The sequence below is a fragment of the Pseudoalteromonas sp. PS5 genome (genome assembly GCF_004103255.1).
GTDB classification, from domain to species: Bacteria; Pseudomonadota; Gammaproteobacteria; order Enterobacterales; family Alteromonadaceae; genus Pseudoalteromonas; species Pseudoalteromonas peptidolytica.
Genome location: NZ_RCSQ01000058.1, coordinates 1 through 21,514 on the forward strand (window position 1 = coordinate 1; position 21,514 = coordinate 21,514).

General features: G+C 40.0%; 14 protein-coding genes, 1 tRNA gene and 2 pseudogenes. 7 read left to right on the forward strand and 10 right to left on the reverse strand.

What is annotated here, in order from left to right; all coding sequences use genetic code 11:
* Nucleotides 1–178 precede the first annotated feature (178 nt).
* The 4 genes and pseudogenes from D9603_RS08250 (at nt 179) to D9603_RS08265 (ending at nt 5,197) form a co-directional block, all read left to right on the forward strand.
* Nucleotides 179–1,596, forward strand: a pseudogene (locus tag D9603_RS08250) (sodium:alanine symporter family protein).
* Between the two features lie 163 nt (nt 1,597–1,759).
* Nucleotides 1,760–1,836 (forward strand) — tRNA-Pro (locus D9603_RS08255).
* A gap of 340 nt (nt 1,837–2,176) precedes the next feature.
* The gene (locus D9603_RS08260; protein ID WP_128730938.1) at nt 2,177–3,169 is read left to right on the forward strand and encodes a hypothetical protein; all 993 of its coding nucleotides are present in this window, start codon (nt 2,177–2,179) and stop codon (nt 3,167–3,169) included.
* Nucleotides 3,170–3,682: 513 nt separating this feature from the next.
* Complete coding sequence (locus D9603_RS08265) at nt 3,683–5,197, forward strand: PAS domain-containing methyl-accepting chemotaxis protein (RefSeq protein ID WP_241651620.1); 1,515 nt, start codon at nt 3,683–3,685, stop codon at nt 5,195–5,197.
* A 186-nt stretch (nt 5,198–5,383) separates the two neighbouring features.
* On the opposite strand, the gene D9603_RS08270 is transcribed toward D9603_RS08265, so the two are convergent.
* A complete protein-coding gene (locus tag D9603_RS08270) occupies nt 5,384–5,776 on the reverse strand; it encodes a hypothetical protein (protein ID WP_128730940.1) in 393 nt (130 codons plus the stop codon).
* Nucleotides 5,777–6,096: 320 nt separating this feature from the next.
* Between D9603_RS08270 and D9603_RS08275 the strand changes: the two genes are divergently transcribed.
* Nucleotides 6,097–6,504: a hypothetical protein gene (locus D9603_RS08275; RefSeq protein ID WP_128730941.1), complete on the forward strand. Its 408-nt coding sequence runs from the start codon at nt 6,097–6,099 to the stop codon at nt 6,502–6,504.
* Nucleotides 6,505–6,590: 86 nt separating this feature from the next.
* Nucleotides 6,591–7,517, forward strand: coding sequence for a M14 family metallocarboxypeptidase (locus D9603_RS08280; RefSeq protein WP_128730942.1), 927 nt, complete (start codon nt 6,591–6,593; stop codon nt 7,515–7,517).
* Between the two features lie 120 nt (nt 7,518–7,637).
* Here D9603_RS08280 and D9603_RS08285 read toward each other — a convergent pair whose 3' ends face one another.
* Nucleotides 7,638–8,225 (reverse strand): CBS domain-containing protein, encoded by a 588-nt coding sequence (locus tag D9603_RS08285; RefSeq protein WP_125253018.1) that lies wholly within the window; start codon nt 8,223–8,225, stop codon nt 7,638–7,640.
* A gap of 591 nt (nt 8,226–8,816) precedes the next feature.
* Between D9603_RS08285 and D9603_RS08290 the strand changes: the two genes are divergently transcribed.
* On the forward strand, nt 8,817–9,773 hold the full coding sequence (locus D9603_RS08290) for an FHA domain-containing protein (RefSeq protein ID WP_125253019.1): 957 nt from the start codon (nt 8,817–8,819) through the stop codon (nt 9,771–9,773).
* 637 nt (nt 9,774–10,410) lie between these two features.
* Here the strand turns inward: D9603_RS08290 and D9603_RS08295 are convergent.
* From D9603_RS08295 to norR, 8 genes and pseudogenes are all read right to left on the reverse strand, one after another.
* On the reverse strand, nt 10,411–10,920 hold the full coding sequence (locus tag D9603_RS08295) for an Mpo1-like protein (protein WP_128730943.1): 510 nt from the start codon (nt 10,918–10,920) through the stop codon (nt 10,411–10,413).
* An 87-nt stretch (nt 10,921–11,007) separates the two neighbouring features.
* Nucleotides 11,008–11,382 carry a DUF1294 domain-containing protein gene (locus D9603_RS08300; RefSeq protein ID WP_125253022.1) on the reverse strand — a complete coding sequence of 125 codons (375 nt, stop codon included), beginning with the start codon at nt 11,380–11,382 and terminating at the stop codon, nt 11,008–11,010.
* Nucleotides 11,382–13,532: an exonuclease domain-containing protein gene (locus D9603_RS08305; protein ID WP_128730944.1), complete on the reverse strand. Its 2,151-nt coding sequence runs from the start codon at nt 13,530–13,532 to the stop codon at nt 11,382–11,384. Before D9603_RS08305 ends, D9603_RS08300 begins: the two co-directional genes overlap by 1 nt.
* A gap of 293 nt (nt 13,533–13,825) precedes the next feature.
* Nucleotides 13,826–17,140 (reverse strand): hybrid sensor histidine kinase/response regulator, encoded by a 3,315-nt coding sequence (locus D9603_RS08310; RefSeq protein WP_241651622.1) that lies wholly within the window; start codon nt 17,138–17,140, stop codon nt 13,826–13,828.
* Nucleotides 17,137–18,366 carry an ABC transporter substrate-binding protein gene (locus tag D9603_RS08315; RefSeq protein ID WP_128730945.1) on the reverse strand — a complete coding sequence of 410 codons (1,230 nt, stop codon included), beginning with the start codon at nt 18,364–18,366 and terminating at the stop codon, nt 17,137–17,139. The genes D9603_RS08310 and D9603_RS08315 overlap by 4 nt, the downstream gene beginning before the upstream one ends.
* A gap of 317 nt (nt 18,367–18,683) precedes the next feature.
* Complete coding sequence (gene bfr / locus D9603_RS08320; RefSeq protein ID WP_128730946.1) at nt 18,684–19,166, reverse strand: bacterioferritin; 483 nt, start codon at nt 19,164–19,166, stop codon at nt 18,684–18,686.
* A gap of 3 nt (nt 19,167–19,169) precedes the next feature.
* A pseudogene (bfr, locus tag D9603_RS08325) lies at nt 19,170–19,641 on the reverse strand (bacterioferritin).
* A 186-nt stretch (nt 19,642–19,827) separates the two neighbouring features.
* Nucleotides 19,828–21,390, reverse strand: coding sequence for a nitric oxide reductase transcriptional regulator NorR (gene norR / locus D9603_RS08330; RefSeq protein WP_128730947.1), 1,563 nt, complete (start codon nt 21,388–21,390; stop codon nt 19,828–19,830).
* Nucleotides 21,391–21,514 lie beyond the last annotated feature (124 nt).

Here is a 21,514-nt window from a genome sequence, read left to right on the forward strand (position 1 = left end):
AAGTGCAACCCTTTTTTTGAAGTTTTTCTATTTATTTTTCAAACACGTTTTGACCCACAAAACCCTAACAGCTTATCCACATTTTCTGTGGATAACATGCACTAATTTCAGTTTTTGTTGTTCTTTGTGGTAGATTACCGCCCCATTATTTACTCGTTCTCAGGAAAAGGCTAAATATATGGCTGATATCTTAAACTCGATAAGTGGTCTATTGTGGGGCCATCTACTTATCTATCTATTAATAGCTGCTGGTGTATTTTTCACTGTTAGACTCGGTTTTATTCAATTCACCCAATTCCCGTATATGGTGAAGGTAATGATGCAAAGCCGTGAGGGCGCTGAAGATGGTATCTCTTCTTTCCAGGCATTTTGTACATCATTAGCCGCTCGCGTCGGTACCGGTAATATGGCAGGTGTTGGTGTCGCGCTCTATCTAGGTGGTCCGGGTGCTATATTATGGATGTGGCTTATCGCCTTAATTGGTATGGCGACCAGTTTTGCTGAAAGTTGCTTAGCGCAGTTATATAAGACAAAAGATGATGACGGAAATTTCGTGGTGGACCTGCTTATTATATGGAGTTGGGTTTAAAACGTAAGTGGATGGGTGTGTTGTTCTCTCTTTGTCTTATTCTCGCATTTGGTTTTGTCTTTAATGCAGTGCAAGCAAACTCCATTGCTGCAGCATTTGAAGTTGCCTTCGATGTGCCCAAGCATATTATGGGTATTGCGTTAGCGGCAGCGGCAGGGATTATCATCTTTGGTGGTTTAAAGACTATTGCACGCTTTGCCGAGCTCGTCGTTCCTTTTATGGCCGTTGCTTATCTTATGCTGGCGCTGTACGTCTGTGCTGTAAACTTTGCGCAGCTGCCTGATATATTCATGTTAATAGTAAAAAGTGCAATGGGTATCGAACAAGCTGGCGCTGGTGCTATTGGCTACGCGGTAATGCAAGCTATGCTTCAAGGAATTAAACGCGGCCTATTCTCAAATGAAGCCGGTATGGGTAGCGCTGCAAACGCAGCAGCAAGTGCAACACCAAATCCGAACCATCCTGCATCGCAAGGTTATGTGCAAATGCTAGGTGTATTTGTAGACACTATAGTGATCTGTACCGCGACAGCTTCGCTTATCCTTTTATCTGGTCAGCTTGAGCCAAACTCTGGCCTGACCGGCATTGAGTTAACGCAATCTGCGTTGGTTCACCATGTAGGAGAATGGGGTGCAACTTTCGTTGCAGTCGCTATTTTATTTTTTGCTTTTACTTCTATTGTTGCCAACTACAGTTACGCAGAAACCAATCTGCTGTTTTTAGATCATCATTCAAAGAAAGGAATGATGGTGTTTAGAGCTTGTGTATTAGGTATGGTCATGTTTGGTGCAGTAAGTGAACTCGGATTAGTTTGGACCCTCGCCGACATTTCAATGGGGTTAATGGCTGTAGTTAACGTGGTTGCACTCTTTATGCTTCGCAAGGTTGTGCTGTGGCTTGCTACCGATTATAAAAAGCAGCTTAAAGCCGGAGTAACCCCCGAGTTTGATCCGAGTACCAACCCTGAAGTAGAAAAAACACTACCAAAAGGTATTTGGACTAAGTAGACCAATACAGCGCACTAATGCTTATATTTAGTGCGCTTTCTTCTTATACGACCCAACGTTAATGAAAACGAACACAAAAATACGCACTTGAGTTCATTTAATGTCCAAACAAACCAACCACTTATTGCCTTTCAAAAAAAAATCCGTATAGTAGTCACCAAGTCGGCATATAGCGCAGCTTGGTAGCGCACTGTCATGGGGTGTCAGGGGTCGCAGGTTCAAATCCTGCTATGCCGACCAGCTTTTCCTCACCCTGTTCAATAAGTTATAGCACTTTCCTAAGCTGTGCATACACATTGCTTTCATTCTTATTTATTTTCACGCTCGTAACAATCGCATACCGTCATAGCTATGACCGAATCTTGGTAAAAAAGCACAGAAACCCCGTCAGAAAACTAAGAATATTTCAGGAAAATCTATTATAACTTACCTCAAATACCAAAAAGTAATAGAGCCTATTTCTTTTTGCATTTTTTACACCAATCGATACTGTAACAACCTGTAACAACGTGTAATTACGCTTTTTTAGACGCTCAACTATTCTAAAAATGATATTAACCAAAGTCATTAAGGAAAAACCATGAGCGTATATGAAAACATTATTGCAGACCTAAAAACCAGTTTTGAAAACGTATTTCCGAATTGGGCAGAAAAGTTTGAGCAAGCACAGACGGCTGAACAACTCTATGACGTTCAAAATGAGATGCTCTTATCACTTTCTTCTACTGATCAACCTAGTAATCAGGGTGCAATTGCCATCACATCTGAAATGTTTGAAAAGATGAATTCTGCAGAGGGTGATGAAATAGAAACCTGCTGTAAGCAGTTACTCACGTTGTCTGCTGCACTTAAAGATCTTCCTCCAAACCCTACATCACAGCAGGTTACTGCAGTTTTTATTAAGCATGAAGTCGCTGCAATTACTAATAAAATGTGTGAACAACTGAAGAAAAAGCTCATTAAAGATGAGGGAAAGCTCACCAAGCAGTTAATGGAAGAAATGATTGATGAGCTACTTGCTGATAGTGAAGAAGTAGCTGAAATCCTAGACATCGTAGTCGCAACATTTATTGCACTTGTGATCCCTATCCTTTGGTTTTTTGATAAGTCAGCACAGTGTATTCTTTATGTCGTCAATAATACTGGCGAAGACATCAAGTACCTTCATCGACATGACAAACATGGTAAGTGTCTCGTTTATACGAGTTTGATACCGGGCATGGTTGAAAATAAATCTGCTCCTAATGACTCTTGCAGATTTGCAGGGCTTGTGTCAACTTCTAAAAAGGAAGGCGCTCTAATTGGCACGCAAGCTGGGTTTTCATTTACCATCAACGATCCCGTAACTGGAGAAGAATTAAATGAATTCGCTATTGGTATTGAGTGTCCTTATAGTGAAAAGAACTGCTTTAGTTGCGCGTTTAACTATTCCGCAGAAAAAATCTCAAATGATCAGAGTACTTCTCATGGCCACTCACAAACAAAAACAGATAAGGATTATCAACTCAAGGTATCCTTGAATAGCTTCGAGCACTCTCCAGCATATTTTATCGCTGTGTTATCAAAAGCATAAAATATGTCTCGATAGAACTTTGTTGAACAACGGGTAACTGGTAAAGGTACAATTTATTTCGACCATTTCTGCCCGTTGTTTTTACAAAAGCTTTGTCTAACTGATAGTTATTGCCAACTAAGCAAACACTCCAAAATAATGCGAATGGTTCTCAATAATTTTAGCTTGCTTAGGCTAAATTGTTTCCTCGTAAAAAGCTTCATTGAGTAGACTATCTAGATTCAAAATTATTAACTTAATCTGCGAAAATTGAGTGTAAGCTCAACCCCGAGATTCACGGCTTCTGAAGTTAACTCTTAACATGATTTATAGTGACCGCTATTGATTTGTCAGACGCAATGTTGCTTGGCTGTAGGTGACTTACCAAATAATGATCTCAATCATAGAACATCGCTTTAGTATCCCACTTTTGTAAAAAATACTTCTGACTATAAAGTCTTAGATTTATATTTCTCCAGTCTTAAGCTACCGAGATAAACAATAATGCCAAAAATAGTAGGTAGGGAAATAAAGTTGGATAAGCATAGTATTTTACTTTCAACAACAGACTTGGATAGTCGTATTACTTATGCAAATCAGTCTTTTTGCGAAGTTGCCGGATATACCATTGGGGAAATGTTAGGCCAGCCACATAATTTAGTTCGAAATAAAGATATGCCAAAAGCTGCTTTTAAGAATATGTGGTCTACTATTCAACGTGGTGACTCTTGGATGGGTCCAGTTAAAAATTTAGCGAAAAATGGTGATTATTATTGGGTCAACGCGTTTGTTACACCAATAAGAGACACTAAGGGAGAAATTGTTGAATATCAGTCTGTGAGGACAGCACCAAGTCCTGAGGTGGTAGCGCGAGCACAGAGCGCCTATAAAACTCTTGATAATAAATCCAAAATTTACAGGTTTGACAGTACATTAATTATCTTATACTTGTTAGTCGCAACCATCCTTTCACTTGCCCTAACGCCCGTATTTAATAGTCACTGGTTTACACTATTTCCTGCTTTTTTATTACTAATAGTTACTCTGCTTACACTTAATTTTAGGGCCAAATATGTCCGTGTTCTTGCCCAAGCAAAGTGTATTTTTGATAATGATATTATGTCGACGATATATGGTGGTTCGAAAGATAGGGTTGCAGATATTATGCTTGCCTTTGAAATGCAAAAGGCCAAGATTGCCGCCGTAGTCGGACGCGTAAATGATGTATCAATACAAGTGAGTGAGAATGCTCGCCTCACTACAAAAAGTGGCCAATTTGTATCTGAGTTACTAAAACAACAGACTACAGAAACAAAAGAGATGGTAACGTGCATGGGTGAGTTCTCACAGACGATTGATGAACTCTCTGAAAATGTAAATCATGCAGCCGATACAGCCTCAAAGTCTGAACAGCAAGCAGGACTGGGGAAATCAGCAGTCAAAGATGTAATAGATTCAATTCATTATCTTGATACCCACCTAATGGAAGTAAATAATGCAGTTAACCGCTTAGTATCGGGAAACGACAAAATACAAAATATTCTCGGTGTCATCAATTCAATAGCTGACCAAACCAACTTGTTGGCGCTGAACGCCGCTATTGAGGCTGCACGAGCAGGTGATCACGGTAAAGGGTTTTCAGTAGTTGCCGATGAGGTTCGCACTTTGGCACAAAGAACCCAGTCTTCCACAGAAGAAATAACTCAATTACTACAAGAACTGAACGAGATTTCAAATTCTGCAGTCGAATCAGTTCAAAAAAGTAATAATCTGTCGAGCCAAAGTGTCAACCTAGCGATGAACAATGGCTCTAGTCTGGACACAATTCAGAGCCATGTTATCCGCTTGGCGGATCTAAATCGCAGTGTAGCTGCAGCTATTGAACAGCAAAGCTGTGTTGCTAAGCAAATCAGTATTAACGTCGAGAGCGTAACCACATTGGCTGAAAAAGGTACTGAACATGGAGACAGATCTTTTGAGTTAAGTAAGGAGTTACTTGCGCAAATTGAACAACAAACTCGGTTGATCCAACAGTTTTCAAAAACTTAATAATTTACCCTAAAGGGTTATCAGGTAAGGTCTAAATATTCACATATAAACTAGTAAACCTAGATTTCTATTCAAAATCTCACAGAGAGGAGCTTTTTGACTTACTTTGAGTATCAAGTATCGAGTGAACCACCATAAAAGTGCCTTGGTTCACTCTATTTTGCTTAAATGATGGCGTATAAGCTATCATAGCTCAGCTTCAAGAATGGCTAATGCTTCTTTTTCAGCTTGCTTGACGTTACCGTCAGCTTCAATCACGCGTATAGCGAGATCTTTTGCTAATTTTCTCATCGGCTCATCCACAATGTTATTCATACGATGTTGCACATAAGCCTCAATATCATTGTTTTTTATCGCAACGACAGATTTTGATAAGCTGTCCTCTATATAACTATCCAAATCTATCGCGGAATTCCATTGCAAACTTTTTGCCCACTTTCTGACAATATGTTTCTCGCTTTCGCATATCACTCCATCTACTCCAATGAACAATATTGCGATGTCGATAAGCGCCTCTTTTTGCATTTGATCAACACAAATACCAGTGTCAAAGTGATTTAGTAGTTGTTCAAATTTCATAATTTTTCCTTAACCTTTTTAATGCAAAATACCAAAATAGGTATTTCAAGACTAAAAGTAACCCACATAGACTTAAACAATATGCTAACTTTTAGTATTTGTCATATTAAAAATATCACATGTTAAATTACAGACGATGTGGCGACTATTTACCACATTACAACTCCTCGGAATGTTAACCATACTAATTAACCAAAAAGAACCGCACCTATCATAGTAAAGAATGAATTAGATAGAAAAGTTCCTAGCCTCCACAATTGATTCATCTTGTTGCAATAATTTGCACGCTCTTTGATTAATAGAAGTAAATAGGAACAATTGTGAAAGAGTTAAAACTAGGAATGAACCTCTCATTTTTTATTTCCCTGTCTGTTTTTGCCCTCGGCTTAGTTGCATTAGATGCGTTGCTCATATCTGACAACATCTACATGTTTTCTTTTGCACAAATGGCACTATCAGCAGCCATCATCTTTTATATCATCGTCGGGGTTTGGGCTATTTTCAGTGGTCAAAGCAGAGTGATTGTTTGTAATCAAGGAGTAGCTTATCAAACCCTATTTGGTCAAAAATACTACATACCCGCTGAAGAAGTAGAAAAAATTTCGGTTGAACGCATACTTTGGTTTAGTTATACCAAGCTCCATATGGCTAACAGGACGCTAAGGCTTTGGTCGTTTAAACCGAGCCAAGCGCAACAGCGCAGTTTAAAAGTACTTGGCTACTTCTAATCTAAGACAGTTTCAAACGCTGGTAGTTGGGGTTGCGTTACAAACAAGCTATTGCGTATGATGATGCAAACTTTAAAGAGGTTAGCATGCAAAGACAATATCCGATAGGTACACCAGGTGTACCTTGGGGCAAAACAGAGAAACAGCAATGGCTTGAACGCCAGTCCGTAAAACGTTCCTATAATGATGAAGTAGTTTCTCAAATTGAGCAATTAAAACATGCTTTTGAAACAACAGAGTATGGTCAATTACATTACCAAACCCAAGATTACACTTTATACGCCCTTACTACTTCGCACTGGAACGAAAACAACCCAACAGTTTTGGTCACCGGTGGCGTACACGGATACGAGACAAGTGGAGTACATGGCGCGCTTCACTTTGCTAGCACTCAAGCTAAGAAGTATGAGGAACAATATAACTTTATTATCCTACCATGCCTTAGTCCTTGGGGTTACGAAACAATTAACCGCTGGAATCCTGACGCTATCGATCCCAATCGTTCATTTTATGATAATAGTCCAGCACAAGAGTCTGCATTAGCTACTCAATTTGTACTGCAAAAATCAAATAACATCTTATGCCACATTGATTTACATGAAACGACGGACTCTGATAACTCAGAATTTCGACCAGCTCTAGCAGCAAGAGATGGCAAAGAAAATCACAACTGGAACATTCCTGATGGTTTTTATTTAGTCGGTCACACTCAAAAACCAGCGGCAGAGTTTCAAAAGTGTGTCATCGAAGAGGTCAAAGCAGTCACCCAAATAGCCCCTTCAGATATTAACAACCAGTTGATTGGTGTACCAATAGAGCAATTTGGTGTAATAAATTATGATGGGACAGCACTGGGGTTATGTATGGGGATGACAAATGCACCTTACGTCACGACAACCGAAGTGTACCCAGATGGTAAAAATGCGACGCCAGAAAGCTGCATAGTCGGTCAAGTAGCCGCAATTTGTGGGGCGCTAAAATTCTTACAAAGCAACTCCCGACCCTCATATTAAGCTTTTGCTGGGGCTTTTTGCAGTACCTAATTACCTAACTCGCTTTTGTAAAACGAAAAGCCTGCAAACCTAGCCTTTGGATGATTAATGAGTTTCCTCACTAATCATCTATATTTTTGCTTAATTAGTAAAATCTTCACGTCCACTGATCACATCGAAAATTTCTTTAAATGAGGTTGGTTTTTGTAAAATACTAACAGGTATATGGAGTGCTCTTGCGATGTCGCTGGCAGAAATCATACCTCTCAACCCATCAGCTCCTGACAACAGCACGTGCTGTAAACCTAACTGTTGTAGCGTCTCTAGCACGTCACCGATTGTACTTTTAGCCACAACATCATAAGAAACAGCATGAAGATCATCCTTTGTTGTCATCACATCCTCGACGCAAACTTCTTCTCTTGGTATTTGCTTCCTTTGTGCTACGCTCAATACTTTACGCCCTGAAAGATCACGGCAATTAACCACACCAAGAAAGTTATCGTCATCATCAACAACCAACTTTGAACGTACGTGGCCGTTTTTCATCATGTATAACGCATGATCTATATCCACATCTTTTGATATTACTTGCGGTTGCCTTCGAGTAAAGTCGGTCACTACTTTTAGAGCAGTGCTGTCTAAACTTAGTGGCTCTGAATCAAAATGATCACAGAGTGGAAACTCTCCTTGTAATTTTATTGTTTTCAGCGCTTTGTATTGGCCCATGATATACTCCTAGCATGTCTGGAGACGCTACGATTAGTACGTATGTCATCATTCAAAAACGTGATAATAAAAAAGGAAGAGCCGACGCTAAAACCGAAGTTAGATCTCATTAGGTTTGGGTGAGGTATTGATACCTATCGCTCTACAAACATTACAAAATTTGTGCAACTGCTTTTATGTTGGTCTCTTCATTAACTATGGTTTATGTCAGAAATTAATTCAAGCTGATATGCCCAACAAGGCAGTAACTTAAGTGTAATGCTGTGTAATGGCTTAATTTTCATAAACCTCTTAGACTGTTAGTGTTGACTAGGATTTATCACCCTACAGACAAACGGCCTGACCTATTGGGTTTCGCATCAAACTAAAACAACTGTTATTCCAAGTTGGGCCAGTCCAGTATTAAAGTACTGGTTAAATCTTCCCTCAACGAGACCCACCTCGTGGGTCTTTATTATTGAGTAGAAGGGAATAAGATTGTATGCTGCTCGGCACTTATACCTCTTATAACCCAAATGCAGTCTCTGCTGAGTTAAATATGGTAAAATGCGACAAGCATGAAATTTTCATCAAAGTTATACGGAACTAACTATGGCTTATTTAATCGACGAACAGAAACTCGAAAGAGTCTATCTTAAAAGCTACCACACTATCGGTCGCTATAAATACAGTGTAGATACTCTGATAGACAAGCCTGGAGTTTCACGACACCATGCCATTATTGAACTCAATGAGAACAAATGGTTTATCAGAGATGTGAGCACCAACGGTATTTGGATCAATGATAAAAAACTTGATAAAAATTTACCCTATCAACTCTTTGAAAATGACAAAATTGACTTTGCAGCGCCAGGTCAAAACTCTTTTGTGGCAGCAAATTTACAAACCGAATGCCAATACTTAGTCTCTCAGTCTAACAACCAAAAAGTGATAGAAGTCACTAATCAGTTACTTCTTCCAAGTGAAGATGAGCCAAAACATATCATTTACTATGATAAATTACTCAGTTATTGGTTCTTAGAAGATTTAAACACATCAGATCGTCAAGCGCTTATCGATGGTAGTATTATTTCGTTAATGAATGATCAGTGGATGTTTTTTTCCGCTACGACCATTGCAGTGACCAAACATTTGGAGTGCCAAAAAGCAGCTAAGCCCATGGCACTTGAGTTTAATGTTAGTCAAGATGAGGAGGATACACAGTTATCCTTAAACATAGACCACAAACATTTAGATCTGGGTGTAAGAAGTCATCACTACTTGTTGTTATTGCTCGCTAGAGCTCGAATTCAAGACAAAGATGCAGGTCTAGAATCGGATGTTCAAGGCTGGATGTATCGCGATGATTTAGCCAAAGCATTAGGCGTTCAGACCAATCATATGAATATCATGGTTCATCGTGCTCGAAAGCAGTTTGTTGATTCAGGCGGTGATGACTATCCTGAAGCCTCATTTTTACTAGAAACACGCTGTGGTCGTGTAAGGCTAAATTGCCAAGATATCACCATAATAAAAGGCTCTAAGCTAGAAACTCGAATGACGATATAATACCAATTTGACTTAATACTTGCTCAATTTGAAGGAGTAAGTCTGACGCTAACAGCGGTAAAAACTTCTTATTTAGAACAACGAAATAGCAAAATTTTTGCCTTGCCTACACGGAGGTGGGTACCTTGGTGATAGCAGGACGCGGTAGCGGGGTTATCAATAAGATTTTCTCGCCTCAAAATAGACCACTTAATTAAGAAAATTGGTATAAGCTACTTTCTTCCTGATAAATGTTGCAATAATTCTATTCTCAGCATTGCAACTAGGAGCCACATATTCACCCATACTGCTAGCTGAGTGAAAAGGGATTTTACTCAGCCGACTTTAGGCTAAACCACTAAGTTTAATGTCACTTTGCTTGACTAATCTACTTGTAGGCGAAATCTCGTAGATAACTTCGCAGCCACCGCGCCCTGCTTTCGCTAAAATATCTACGCCCGTAGGCAGGGCGAATGTACACGCCAATAGCTTGGCAGTTTTCACTTGAACCGACTACTAGGAAGGCACTAATAATCCAAAGCTTAGACTATTTGGTTGTTTCAAATAAAAAATGCTAACGTGGTTAGGGTAAAGCTTTTAGTTTCATGGTGTAACGCAACTATTGTCGGTAATAGTAGCGAAGAGAGTACAAGCTCATTTACTTGTATTCTCCCGCATTGTTAATAATGGTATTTTCCAATTCTTTGAATAGACCAAGTAAAAACAAAAATTCAACCAACACAAACAATGGCCCTATCGCTAAGCCAATCAGATCATCAACAAATGCAGGCTTCTTTCCTTCAAAGTAATGACCAATAAACTGTAATACCCATCCAACAAAGAACATACCGGCCCAAAACAATGTTGTTGCTATCTCAACTTCGATAAGCATTGGATTGACGATAAATACGGTGTAGTAAAATCCAGCAATAACAATACTCATCATTAGCGCAAATAAAGGGGATAGAAAAAGGTAGTATAGGCACAGTATTACGCCAAGAAGCGCAGAAAGTGTGATGGTGATCCCTGAAACTTGCCATAACGGTACAAAAGTGAGGCCGACAATGGCAAGCACAATTAAGGGTATACCAAAAAAATGGGTTAATATATTCTTTCTACTGCGATGGTACTTACCATACTGACTCAAAAGTATTTCAAGTTTACTCATTATTATTCTCTATTTAACATCTATTCAGTGTATTGATAATTAGCCATATACAAAAAATTTTCAATACAAAATGCTAAAAACCGCTATTTAGCGCAAGATAAATAGATTAACGAATAACACTCCAAAGACCAAAGATTGAAAAAACAGTACCGCTAGCAGTTTAAAATTGAAGCTTGGTTTAATCGTTTTATGTTTGAGAACAAACATGGCTATAGGTGTTGCGATATTCAAACCTAGTAACCCTGCCAACAGTAGATTTTTCTCTGCTACACGAGAATGTGCGAGTGTTGAAGAACGCTTGTCCCACCAGAATAAAATGAAAATACAAAGGTTATTAAACACAAGTATTGCTATCGTGAAAATTACATGCCAAGGAAGCTGACTGACACATAAAGCCCCAAGCCATACCGCTATTCCCCAAAATAATGCCAATTGATGGTGTACCAGCCGAGTTATCGACATTATCGTGCTAACCTAAGCTGATTGATATGTATAAAAATTTCTGCGGCCGCTAAAGCGTCAGCCATCGCTCTATGGTGGTCTTTTAGGCTTACACCTAATGACTTTGATAATGGGGCAAGTGCGTATGAATGTAAACCAGGTATTAGTTGCCTCGCAAGTGTTACAGTGCAAAGCTTAGCGCGGTAGAAATCAACATTCGCTCGCAAAAACTCGTGTTTTACAAAACCATAATCAAAGTTAACATTATGCGCGACAAAAATAGCACCCAAACAAAATTGCTCTACCTTCTCAATCACTTCAGCGAACCTCGGAGCCTCAGTTACCATCGACTGTGTAATACCTGTTAACTCCGTAATTCTTTGAGGAATACGTCTCATCGGATTGATAAGTGACTGCCATTTGTCAACTATCTCGCCATTAATGACTTTAACTAATGCTATCTCTGTAATTCGATCAAAATCTTTATTTCCGCCAGTCGTCTCAACATCGACAACCACATAGGGTTGATCTGGCGTGATTTGCCATTTCACTGTTTTGATTGCTGTTGGTATGCCACAGTTTAATAACTTGGAGATATTCACCAGCTGGCTACGACTCAAACTGTCACCCGGCGCCTTTATTTCCTCAAACCGCATGCGTGATTGTTGATCGATCACCATTAAATCAGGGAAGCCAGAGCGCATCGAATTAAAGTTTTTACACATCATTTGAAGGACTTTTTTTAAGCTACTAACCGGTATATGTTTTAATAACATTTCAATTGGTTCGAGTAGTTTTTCATGCCAGTGAAACAAACGATTAGGTTCTGCGTAATGCTCACTCATTTGTTTGAGCAGCCACATCCGCCAGACTTGAGCGTCGCTCAGCTTAGCAAGCCGCTCATCGATCTCGGCTTCAAGCACTTCATAAAAACGGTTTTCTTTTAATATCGAGGGCGTTTTTGAAAATTCATTCGCCATTATACTCTTGGGGTGACGGTATAACTCCTGCCAAAACGTTAGTCCAAACAAAGAGAGCCACAACTTATTTTCCACATGATACGCATTTATCCCTTGACGTTTGTAATGCGCGATAACTCCAGCTTCAGTTTGCCCTTTATATGCCTCTTCAATCGAAATCGGTGGCGGGCTCGCTCTGAGCATGTCGGTTAAAATAGAAGTGCGCTTTTTATTAAACTTTCGCTCGTAGAAGTCCTCAGCAAATATCATCAACGTTTCATCATGTTGACCTTCAATGACCTTTTCCAATCTCTGTCGCGCAAGTTCTTCATTACCAGATTTATACAAAAACCGGATCAGAACTTCTTCTGCTTTGGGGTGTCCACTTACCTCTAATAGCTCAGCATAAATAGGGCTTTCTACCCCAAGCTTTTGAGCCAGTAACAAAACATATTTAGAAAATTCAGCTTCTGCGTATGAGCCAATCACTTCTGGTACTTGGTGTGAAGCTATTCTTTGGCTTTGTTGGATTAACTCTTCTGGTGTCTTATCTTCCAATGTACGACGCTCAGCTGCATAATAAAAAGCACTCGTGGCTTCACTGCGATGTTCAAAATGAGCATGATACACCTGAGTATCCGTACGGGTCTGCATTACGCCTAGGTCTCGCATCGAAAAATGTCCCAAGCTATAACCTAACTTACCAAAGTATAAAAATAGAAAATAATCAACATCATGCAAAAATGAAAGAGTTAGGAAGGCTGCTAAACTTGATTGCTGAATAAGCTTCTGAGGTTCCGCAGCACATAGCAAATGGTCAATCCAAGTTGCTTTCTTAGCAGATTTTGCTGGCTGCCCTTCAAGCTGCATTACCTCGGCTAGCAGTATCAACTGCGGTTTTGTTTGGCACGACAGCAGCGTTTTTATTTCTTCTATATCTGCAGGTCGAAGCAACCCCATCTTTCGTAGATTGATCGAAACACTCTCAATGTCAGCTATTTCTTTATAGTTCAACTCACGAATATCGATAAAAGGAGTTTTGCGCGACATAAAGCGAACCAACAAGCATAATTCATTTTCTGGTAATCGCTGTAATTGTTGTAATAGCGAGTGCTGTTTATCGCTCAACAAAGATTGGCAAGTTGACTGTAAATAACCTAATAACTCATTAAAATGACTTAGGTAGTATTTGTTGGGGAGTTCTTTTCTCAAAAGGCGGCAAAAAACTGTTTATATATACAGCAAAACTAACATGAAACAGTAAGACTGCCAAGATTGTAATACCAATTTTCTTAATTAAGTGTTCCATTTTGAGGCGAGAAAACTTTGTCGATAACTCCGCTACCGAGTCCTGCTTTCGCTGAGGTAACTACATCCAAATAGGCAAGGCAAAATTTTGCTATTTAATTGTTCTAAATAAGAAATTTTTAACACTGTTAGCGTCAGAGTTACTCCTTAAAATTGCGCAAGTATTAAGTCAAATTGGTATAAAGTGTGCCTCTGTTTTATGCTCCTCCCCCACTATCATCATTGGCCACACTCGCGCTACCATACAGCCAATATTGCAGCTTTGCACTGAGTGACTCCTCAGAGATTGGCTTACTAAGGTAGTCATTCATTCCAGAGTTTAGGCACTTTTCTCGGTCTCCCGACATTGCGTTCGCGGTCATCGCTATCACTTTAATATCCCTGTAAATATCTCCCGCTTCTCCTTCACGGATCAACTCAGTTGCTCTGTAGCCATCCATTTCTGGCATTTGACAATCCATTAAAACTAACTCAAATTGACATTGCTTTTGGTGACTTTTCAAATGTTCAATAGCTAACAAGCCATTTTCTGCCACTGTGATATGCTCTATTCCGAGTTTTTTTAACATACTCAAAGCAACTACTTGATTAACTTTGTTATCTTCAACAAGGAGGAGCCGACATGGCGTTGGCCACTCGACCTTTAATTCTTGTCCTTGCCTCACAAGTTTTAGATAATGACTAGTAACCAGAGGTCTCGCGTTCGCCAAAGCTTCCCCATCTTCGGCGACTATCGTTAACGCATCAAATAAATCTTTTGTTGTGGCGGGTTTCGGAAAATAACCAGAATACCCCTGCCCAGCATAAAACTGACCATCACCTTTCGCACCCATTTGGGTCATCATAATAAGTTTTATGGCTTGGAAGCGCTTATCAGCCTTTAGTGCTGCACCTAACTGTTCACCAGACATTCCTCTTAGCATCATATCAAGTAACGCTATATCAAAAGCATGCCTATCTTTTTGATATTCAGCTTCGCATAGTGATAATGCTTGTATTCCAGAGCTTGCCTTGTAAACATTCGCGCCCCAATGTTTTAGTTGAGATTCAAGTGCCTCTAAAGTCGACAAGTTATCATCTACTAGCAATATTTTAACGCCTTCTAGATTAACTAAAGGAGCCTCAAAGAGCGTATTATCGCTAGGAGTGAGTCGCACAAAAAAAACAAAACGGCTTCCAGGCTTGTATGTGCTATCAATTTCAATATCCCCGCCCATTAATTCACATAACTGTTTAACAATGGCCAACCCAAGCCCTGTTCCACCATACTTTCTAGTTGTAGATGCATCCACCTGAGAGAACTTTGTAAAAAGTCTGTCTACTTTATCTGATGGGATCCCTATTCCGGTATCCTCCACCGCACAATAAAAAACAAGTTGTGATTCTATTTCTGAAAACCAAGCTCGAATTACAATTTCGCCTTTTTCAGTAAACTTAATGGCGTTGCTTACCAAATTAGTGATAATTTGTCTCAACCGGCTTGGATCTCCTTTTACCAAGGGCTTCTCTAAGGAGGTTGTGTCTAGAATTAACTCTAGTCCCTTCTTCTGTGCTTGTAAGGCTACGGACTCAACTAACTCTCCAAGCAGTGCTCTGACGTCAAAGTCTAACCACTCAAGATCTAGCTTCCCAGCTTCAATTTTAGAAAAATCTAAAATATCATTGATAAGATTTAACAACGACTTAGCACTACCCATAGCTAAGCCAACTTTGTGTAATTGCGCATCGGTTAAGGCTTCATCCTCCAAAAGGCTGAGCATACCGATCACCCCATTCATTGGCGTTCTGATCTCGTGGCTCATCGACGCTAAGAATTCGCTCTTGGCTTGTGCTGCTTGTTCCGCTTGCAGCTTCGCTTGCTCTAGCTCTTTCTTTGCTGCAACCGCTGCGGAAATATTTTGTTGAATACCTACGAACGCGGTTAATTCCTTTTGGTCATTAAATACCGGTGAAATCTGAAGACTATTCCAAAACTGCTGACCCGATTTAGTGTAGTTAATCAAATCTACTTTTATAAGTTCTCGTTTTTGGATAGCGTTCCTTATCTTTTTAACCGCATCTTGTTGCGTATTTTTACCTTGAAGAAAGCGACAGTTTTCCCCCAACACCTCGTCACCATATCCCGTGATCTGTTTAAATGTTTCGTTGATAAACACGATGGGTAATTCAGACTTGCTGGCATCTGCTATCGTTATCCCAACGTTTGCACACTCAATTGCTTGTGCTAGTAAATCATTCTGCTCTTTTGCTTTTTTTAGTGCCTCTTGATGAAGCTTTTGTTGGGTAATGTCAGAAAGAGAGCCAACAATGCGTTTTGCATGCCCATTTTTTAACGCTGCGGCTCCTTTGAGCCAATAGTAACGATAGTTATTTTGTCTCGTTTTGATGCGGCACTCTACGCCAAAAGGCTCCTCTTCTGTCATGTGATATTTAATCGAATTCTCAAGGTTAACTAGGTCTTCTGGATGTACGCGGTCAAATAAGCTTGAGATGTGTGCTCGGAATAACCCTTGCGTATCCACCGAAAACCCCAGCAAAGATTTAAATCTATCTGAGTAAAATACAAGTTCACGTTCTAAGTCCCAATCCCAAAGTCCATCATCACTTCCTATAATCGCGAGCTTAAACCTTTCTTCACTTCGTTGTAGTGTTTGTTTTGATTCTTCGAGTTTTTTAAATGGATTGAGTAGCAACTGCTTACCAAAAATAAATAGCAAAGCGAATGCCAAAAGCAGGCCAAACGCAATAGCGCCTATAAGATCCCAGACAAACCCTTTCACTTCGTTTGTGACAAGTTGCTTGCTTAACCTATAATCAAGCTGAAGCCCCGTACTTCCGATTGCCAGAGTACGAATACTAAAAAAATCATCGAGATTTTTTACATCAGAAAAGTCAACCCAACGACCTTGCAATGAAATGCTATGAAACTCATTATCCATTGACACTGATAACAAGGTTTCAAGACTTGTTGAAAACTCTCCAATCAGCGCCCCTTCAGCAAATCCGTTGTAGTAGATGGGCACAGCAATAGTAAAGTAGTGTTGATTTTGGACGGCGGTCAAATCAATTGCGCTTCCGATATCTGCGTTGATGATTTTTTCGAGCCATTGAGGTTGTTGATCTAGCACCTCATGATAATTAAAATTGGCGTATACAACTTCTCCCAATACATTAATCACCATTAATTTTTCTTCTTTACCAATAATTTGGAAATTACGTAAAAAGTCTTGTAGCTTAGCTCCGGATAATCCAGTGCCCATTGCGCCGTTAACTATAATTGGATTTGACGACAGATCTGTTAATACCTGCTTTCGACTCTCTAGATATTGCGTAAGATTATTTACCGCCAAGTGAGCTTGTGTTTCATTAGTCTCTCGAACAAGGTCTTCGACTATTACGTTTGCCCGTAAGCTCATGAATGACGCACTTAGCAAGAGTGACACCAGTACAGTCAGACTCAAAAAAGCATAGAATGCTCGGTTGCTCGTTAAAGCAAATTTACTACTATTCAATGCCGCTCCAGATCGCTTAGGAGCAATTTGATACTACCATCGCTCTGATATTGGCCCATACAAAGATCATTTTCCGTCAGCGCTTCGTGTGCCGAATCATTTTGTTCACTCCAACGAGTAAATGGTTGCCGATAAGATTTAACCAAACCTTGTATAGGTATATCTAGACTTTCAAATGCCCGTTTCAGCTGCTTGCGGTTATCAGCCATAGAATCCGTTAGGGTGACTTGCTTAGCAGCTGCTATCAATAGTTTGCCAAGATCATAGCCATGAGCAAAGCCAGGCGTTGCTTTTACATATCCATCTTGAGCAAAGGCTTTTGGAAAAAGAGCGCTTGCACGATTAAATACCTGTTTAGCATAAGTGGTGAGAGGTTTGTTTTCAAAAGAAAAACAGCTTTGTAATACCGCTAGAGATACATCAGAGGCAAGCAACTCTCCCGCGATATCAAAAAAGCTCCCCGCGGTGATCCCCCAATGACTTACGATAGGCAACCTTAATGCTTTATCGATACTGGCCATCGCTTTAACAAACTCGCCCCCCTCTATCGCATTACCTACAAAAATTACACATTGCGGATCACTTTCAATAATATTCCTGATGATGATACGCGCTTCATTTTCTTTGGTTGACCAATTAAACCATGAAACAGGCAACGCATTGTTAGGCTTGCGTCTTTTAAACTCTTCCAGAAGCGTATCGTAATTGGAGCGACCCCAAGCGGTGTCTTCTAGCAACAAATGCGGGGCTGTACAATTGTTATCCTTGGCATAGTTAATCAGAACTTTTCCTGCTTTTGTGTCATCGACTGACAACCTGAAAACCCAATTTTGTTCACTGGGATAGCGTGTAATAGGCCCTCCCGCAGCCCAGGGAACCAGTAATAGTACTTCGTTTTGGTTAATGAAGTCTCTGAATTTAATATAAGGAGGAGAATGCACTCCCCCCAGCATAAGCAATGCCTGTTTATCTTTTAAAAACTGTTTAAAATGCAAAAGGCTTCTGTTGCTATTTCCTCGATGATCTTTCTCGAACAGCTCGATGCGATAACCCTGAATTTGATAATCAACGGCATCAAGCGCAGTTAAAAAGCCCATTCTTATCGCTTGTGCTGACTCACTGAGGTTAGAGTAATCAGCATCATGATAAATGCGCAGCACTTTTTCACCATTTGTAGCAATACACATTGAGCTTACAAAGTAAAAAAACAGGATTAATTTCTTCATCAAAGCGCTTCTTACCTAATACATATTTAAATCTTAGTTCAAATCATTTTGATTGCTTATTTTTATTATAATCATAGTGATAAAATCTACTCTCACATAATGACTATTGACGTGCTGTACAGCAGCGGAGTCGTGATATGGTAATTTTGTGAGTAACCTGAGTTGAACAATAGAGGGGAGTTCACTCTTTGCGTTGAAAGTCATGTTAAATCATCTTCTTATCAAGCCCAATTCAACGCAGTAAACGCTAAAAAACTACGATTAGCCTTAGCTCCAAGGCAGAAAACCGCATCAAATTTTTGATGCGGTGGCTGGGATCATTCAGAACTTTTAGATAACTGGCTCTGAATGTAATTGGGTAAGCCGATAAGTTTTATCAAATTAATGTGCTGTTCAAGCCAATATATATGATCCATTTCGGTGTCATCTAAGAGACTTTCTAGCATTACTCTAGTAACATAATCTTGCTCTTGCTCACATACCGCGATAACTTTTTTGAGATGATCTTTGACCAAAACCTCAGCGGCTAGGTCATTCTCTAACATCTCTTTGACGTCACTTCCAATATGAATAGGAGCTCGGGATGCAGTATCTGGCGTCCCTTCAAGAAATAAAATTCTTTCAGTAATACGCTTTGCGTGATCCAACTCTTCCTCGTATTCATGAGCTAACTTTTGGTGTAACTTATCCAGTCCCCAATCCTCATACATTTTTGAATGGGCAAGATACTGATCCATCGAAGAAAGCTCTAATGTTAGCTGCTTGTTAAGCAAGTCAATGATAGTTAAATTACCTTGCATAACTTACCCCTCAATCTGCGACTGCAGATAGTTTTCGATGCCAGTATTTTTAATTAAGAAATGTTGTGTCTCGAGCCAATCAACATAGTCCTCTTCATATTCAAGAATTGCCTCAAGTAGCTCCCTACTAACATAATCTTGCTCATTTTCACAAAGCGCGATGGCTTCACGCAGCACTGGTAGCTGGTCAAGTTCAAAAGCTAAATCGCAAGCCATCATTTCTTCGCAATGTTCACCGATCCGAAGCTTTTCTAGGTGCTGTAAATTTGGTAACCCTTCAAGGAACAAAATGCGTTCGATCAAATCATCCGCTTGCTTCATATCTTTGATAGACTTTTTATATGCTTTTTCATTGAGCTCTTCTAAGCCCCAGTTTTTGTACATTCTTGCATGTAAAAAAAAACTGGTTAATCGATGTTAATTCTAGCGTCAGCACTTGATTTAGCGCTGTTAAAACTTGTTTGTTACCCTGCATAGGGCCCCCTAAAATGTCAGTTGACGCTTTATAACACTAGTTCAATATTTGTTCTTGGCAAGATTAAATAAAAATAACAATTTTCTTAATATACTCTTTTAAAATAAACAACTTATAAGAGTATTAATAACAATTTTTATTAAGCTTAGAGTTCCGTCTGAATAGCTAGAAATAATCAGCAGATAGTCAACCAAACTGCTTTTTCAAATCAACCCCAAGACGTTTTGCAAGTCTCACTAAATTCGCTCTGTCAAGCTCCAGTTGACGGGCTGCCGCTGACCAGTTCATCTGATTCTGTTCCATCGCGTCAATAATGAGCTGCTTTTGCAACCCCTCGACAGCAGATTTCATGCTGACTTGGTGTTGTGAACGAGGAGTACCCGATATCAATGATGCAGGCATTTCGGAGGTTGACTTAATAGGTATATCAATTTGCTGGATCTCTATGATGTCTGCCTGCCACTGCTGATGCTTGGCTTTGAGTGCTGCGCGACTAATACAATGCTCTAGCTCCCTGACATTTCCCGGCCAATCATGTTGCAACAGTTTAGTTAGCGTTAATTTGTCCATGACAACTTGTTTTACATTTAACGTCGCTCGCAACTGCTCAAGGAAAAAGCCTACCAAAAGCGGTATATCGTCTAGCCGCTCTGTCAATGTTGGCACATGTAAAGGATAAACACAGAGTCGATGGTATAAATCAGCCCTAAACTTGCCTTGCTTAATTTCGTGTTGTAAGTCTCGATTAGTCGCGGCTACTACCCTTACATTTACCACGCGGATCTCGTCAGCACCAACTGCTTGAACTTCACCACTTTGTAAAGCTCGCAGTAGCTTGCTCTGGAGTAACAGGCTTAACTCACCCACTTCATCTAAAAACAAAGTACCGCCATCTGCCATCAAAAATTTACCTAAACGGTCTTTATCTGCTCCTGTAAATGCGCCTTTGACATGACCAAAAAGTTCACTTTCGGCAATCGTATCAGGTAACGCCGCGCAGTTAATTTGAACAAAGGGCTTATCCGCCCTTGCAGAAAGCTGATGTACGTGTTTTGCGACTAGCTCTTTTCCTGTGCCCGTATCACCTTGTATTAATACATTGAAGTCCGAGCTCGCCACCAGCTCTACTTCTGCTTTCAGTGTCTGCATGCTCACACTTTCACCCACCAACGCGTGTTTTTTTTCCATCTTTGGAGGTTGAATAGTCGTGTGCGCACGGGCTTGATTGTAAAACGTAATCGACTCTTGCACACGTTGAGTTTGATATAACACTATATTGCTCAGCATATTCAAATAGGTATCTGAATATGATTGGAAACTCTCTGGTCTGAGACTGTCGAACGTCACTACCAATATATTATTGGGTAACATCAACTTAAACCCCATGCAAGCATGTACGGGTAGCCTATTCTCTTGCGCCAATAGTAAGCCATCATAAGGATCTGGGTGAGTGCTATCATGAGCAAAGCTGACTATGCCGTCTGCCGCAACGATCGCGTTGAGGCGCGGCTGCTGCTTTAGTAAAAAGCGCCTCCCTATAGCATCTTCACTCAAGCCATTACTGGCTAGAATAGTCAGCGCTTGTTTATCGCCGGATAAAACCGCTATGGCGTCTGCGGTGACGCATTGATTCAATGAAAAGATCAGCGTTTTTGAATATTGCTTGAGTGCAGCACTATCCTGACCAACTACGTGCTTCGATAAAGCCATACTCAGCTCAAGCAATTTTGAGAGTTCTAAAGCATTCATGTCAAAATGACTCTTATGGTTTTTATTAACACAGAGCAATAGTGGGTCAAAATGACTCAAATGACAATAATAAAAACATAAGACGTTGAATAATAATGGTTTTAAAAGTTGGCCTAATACATGC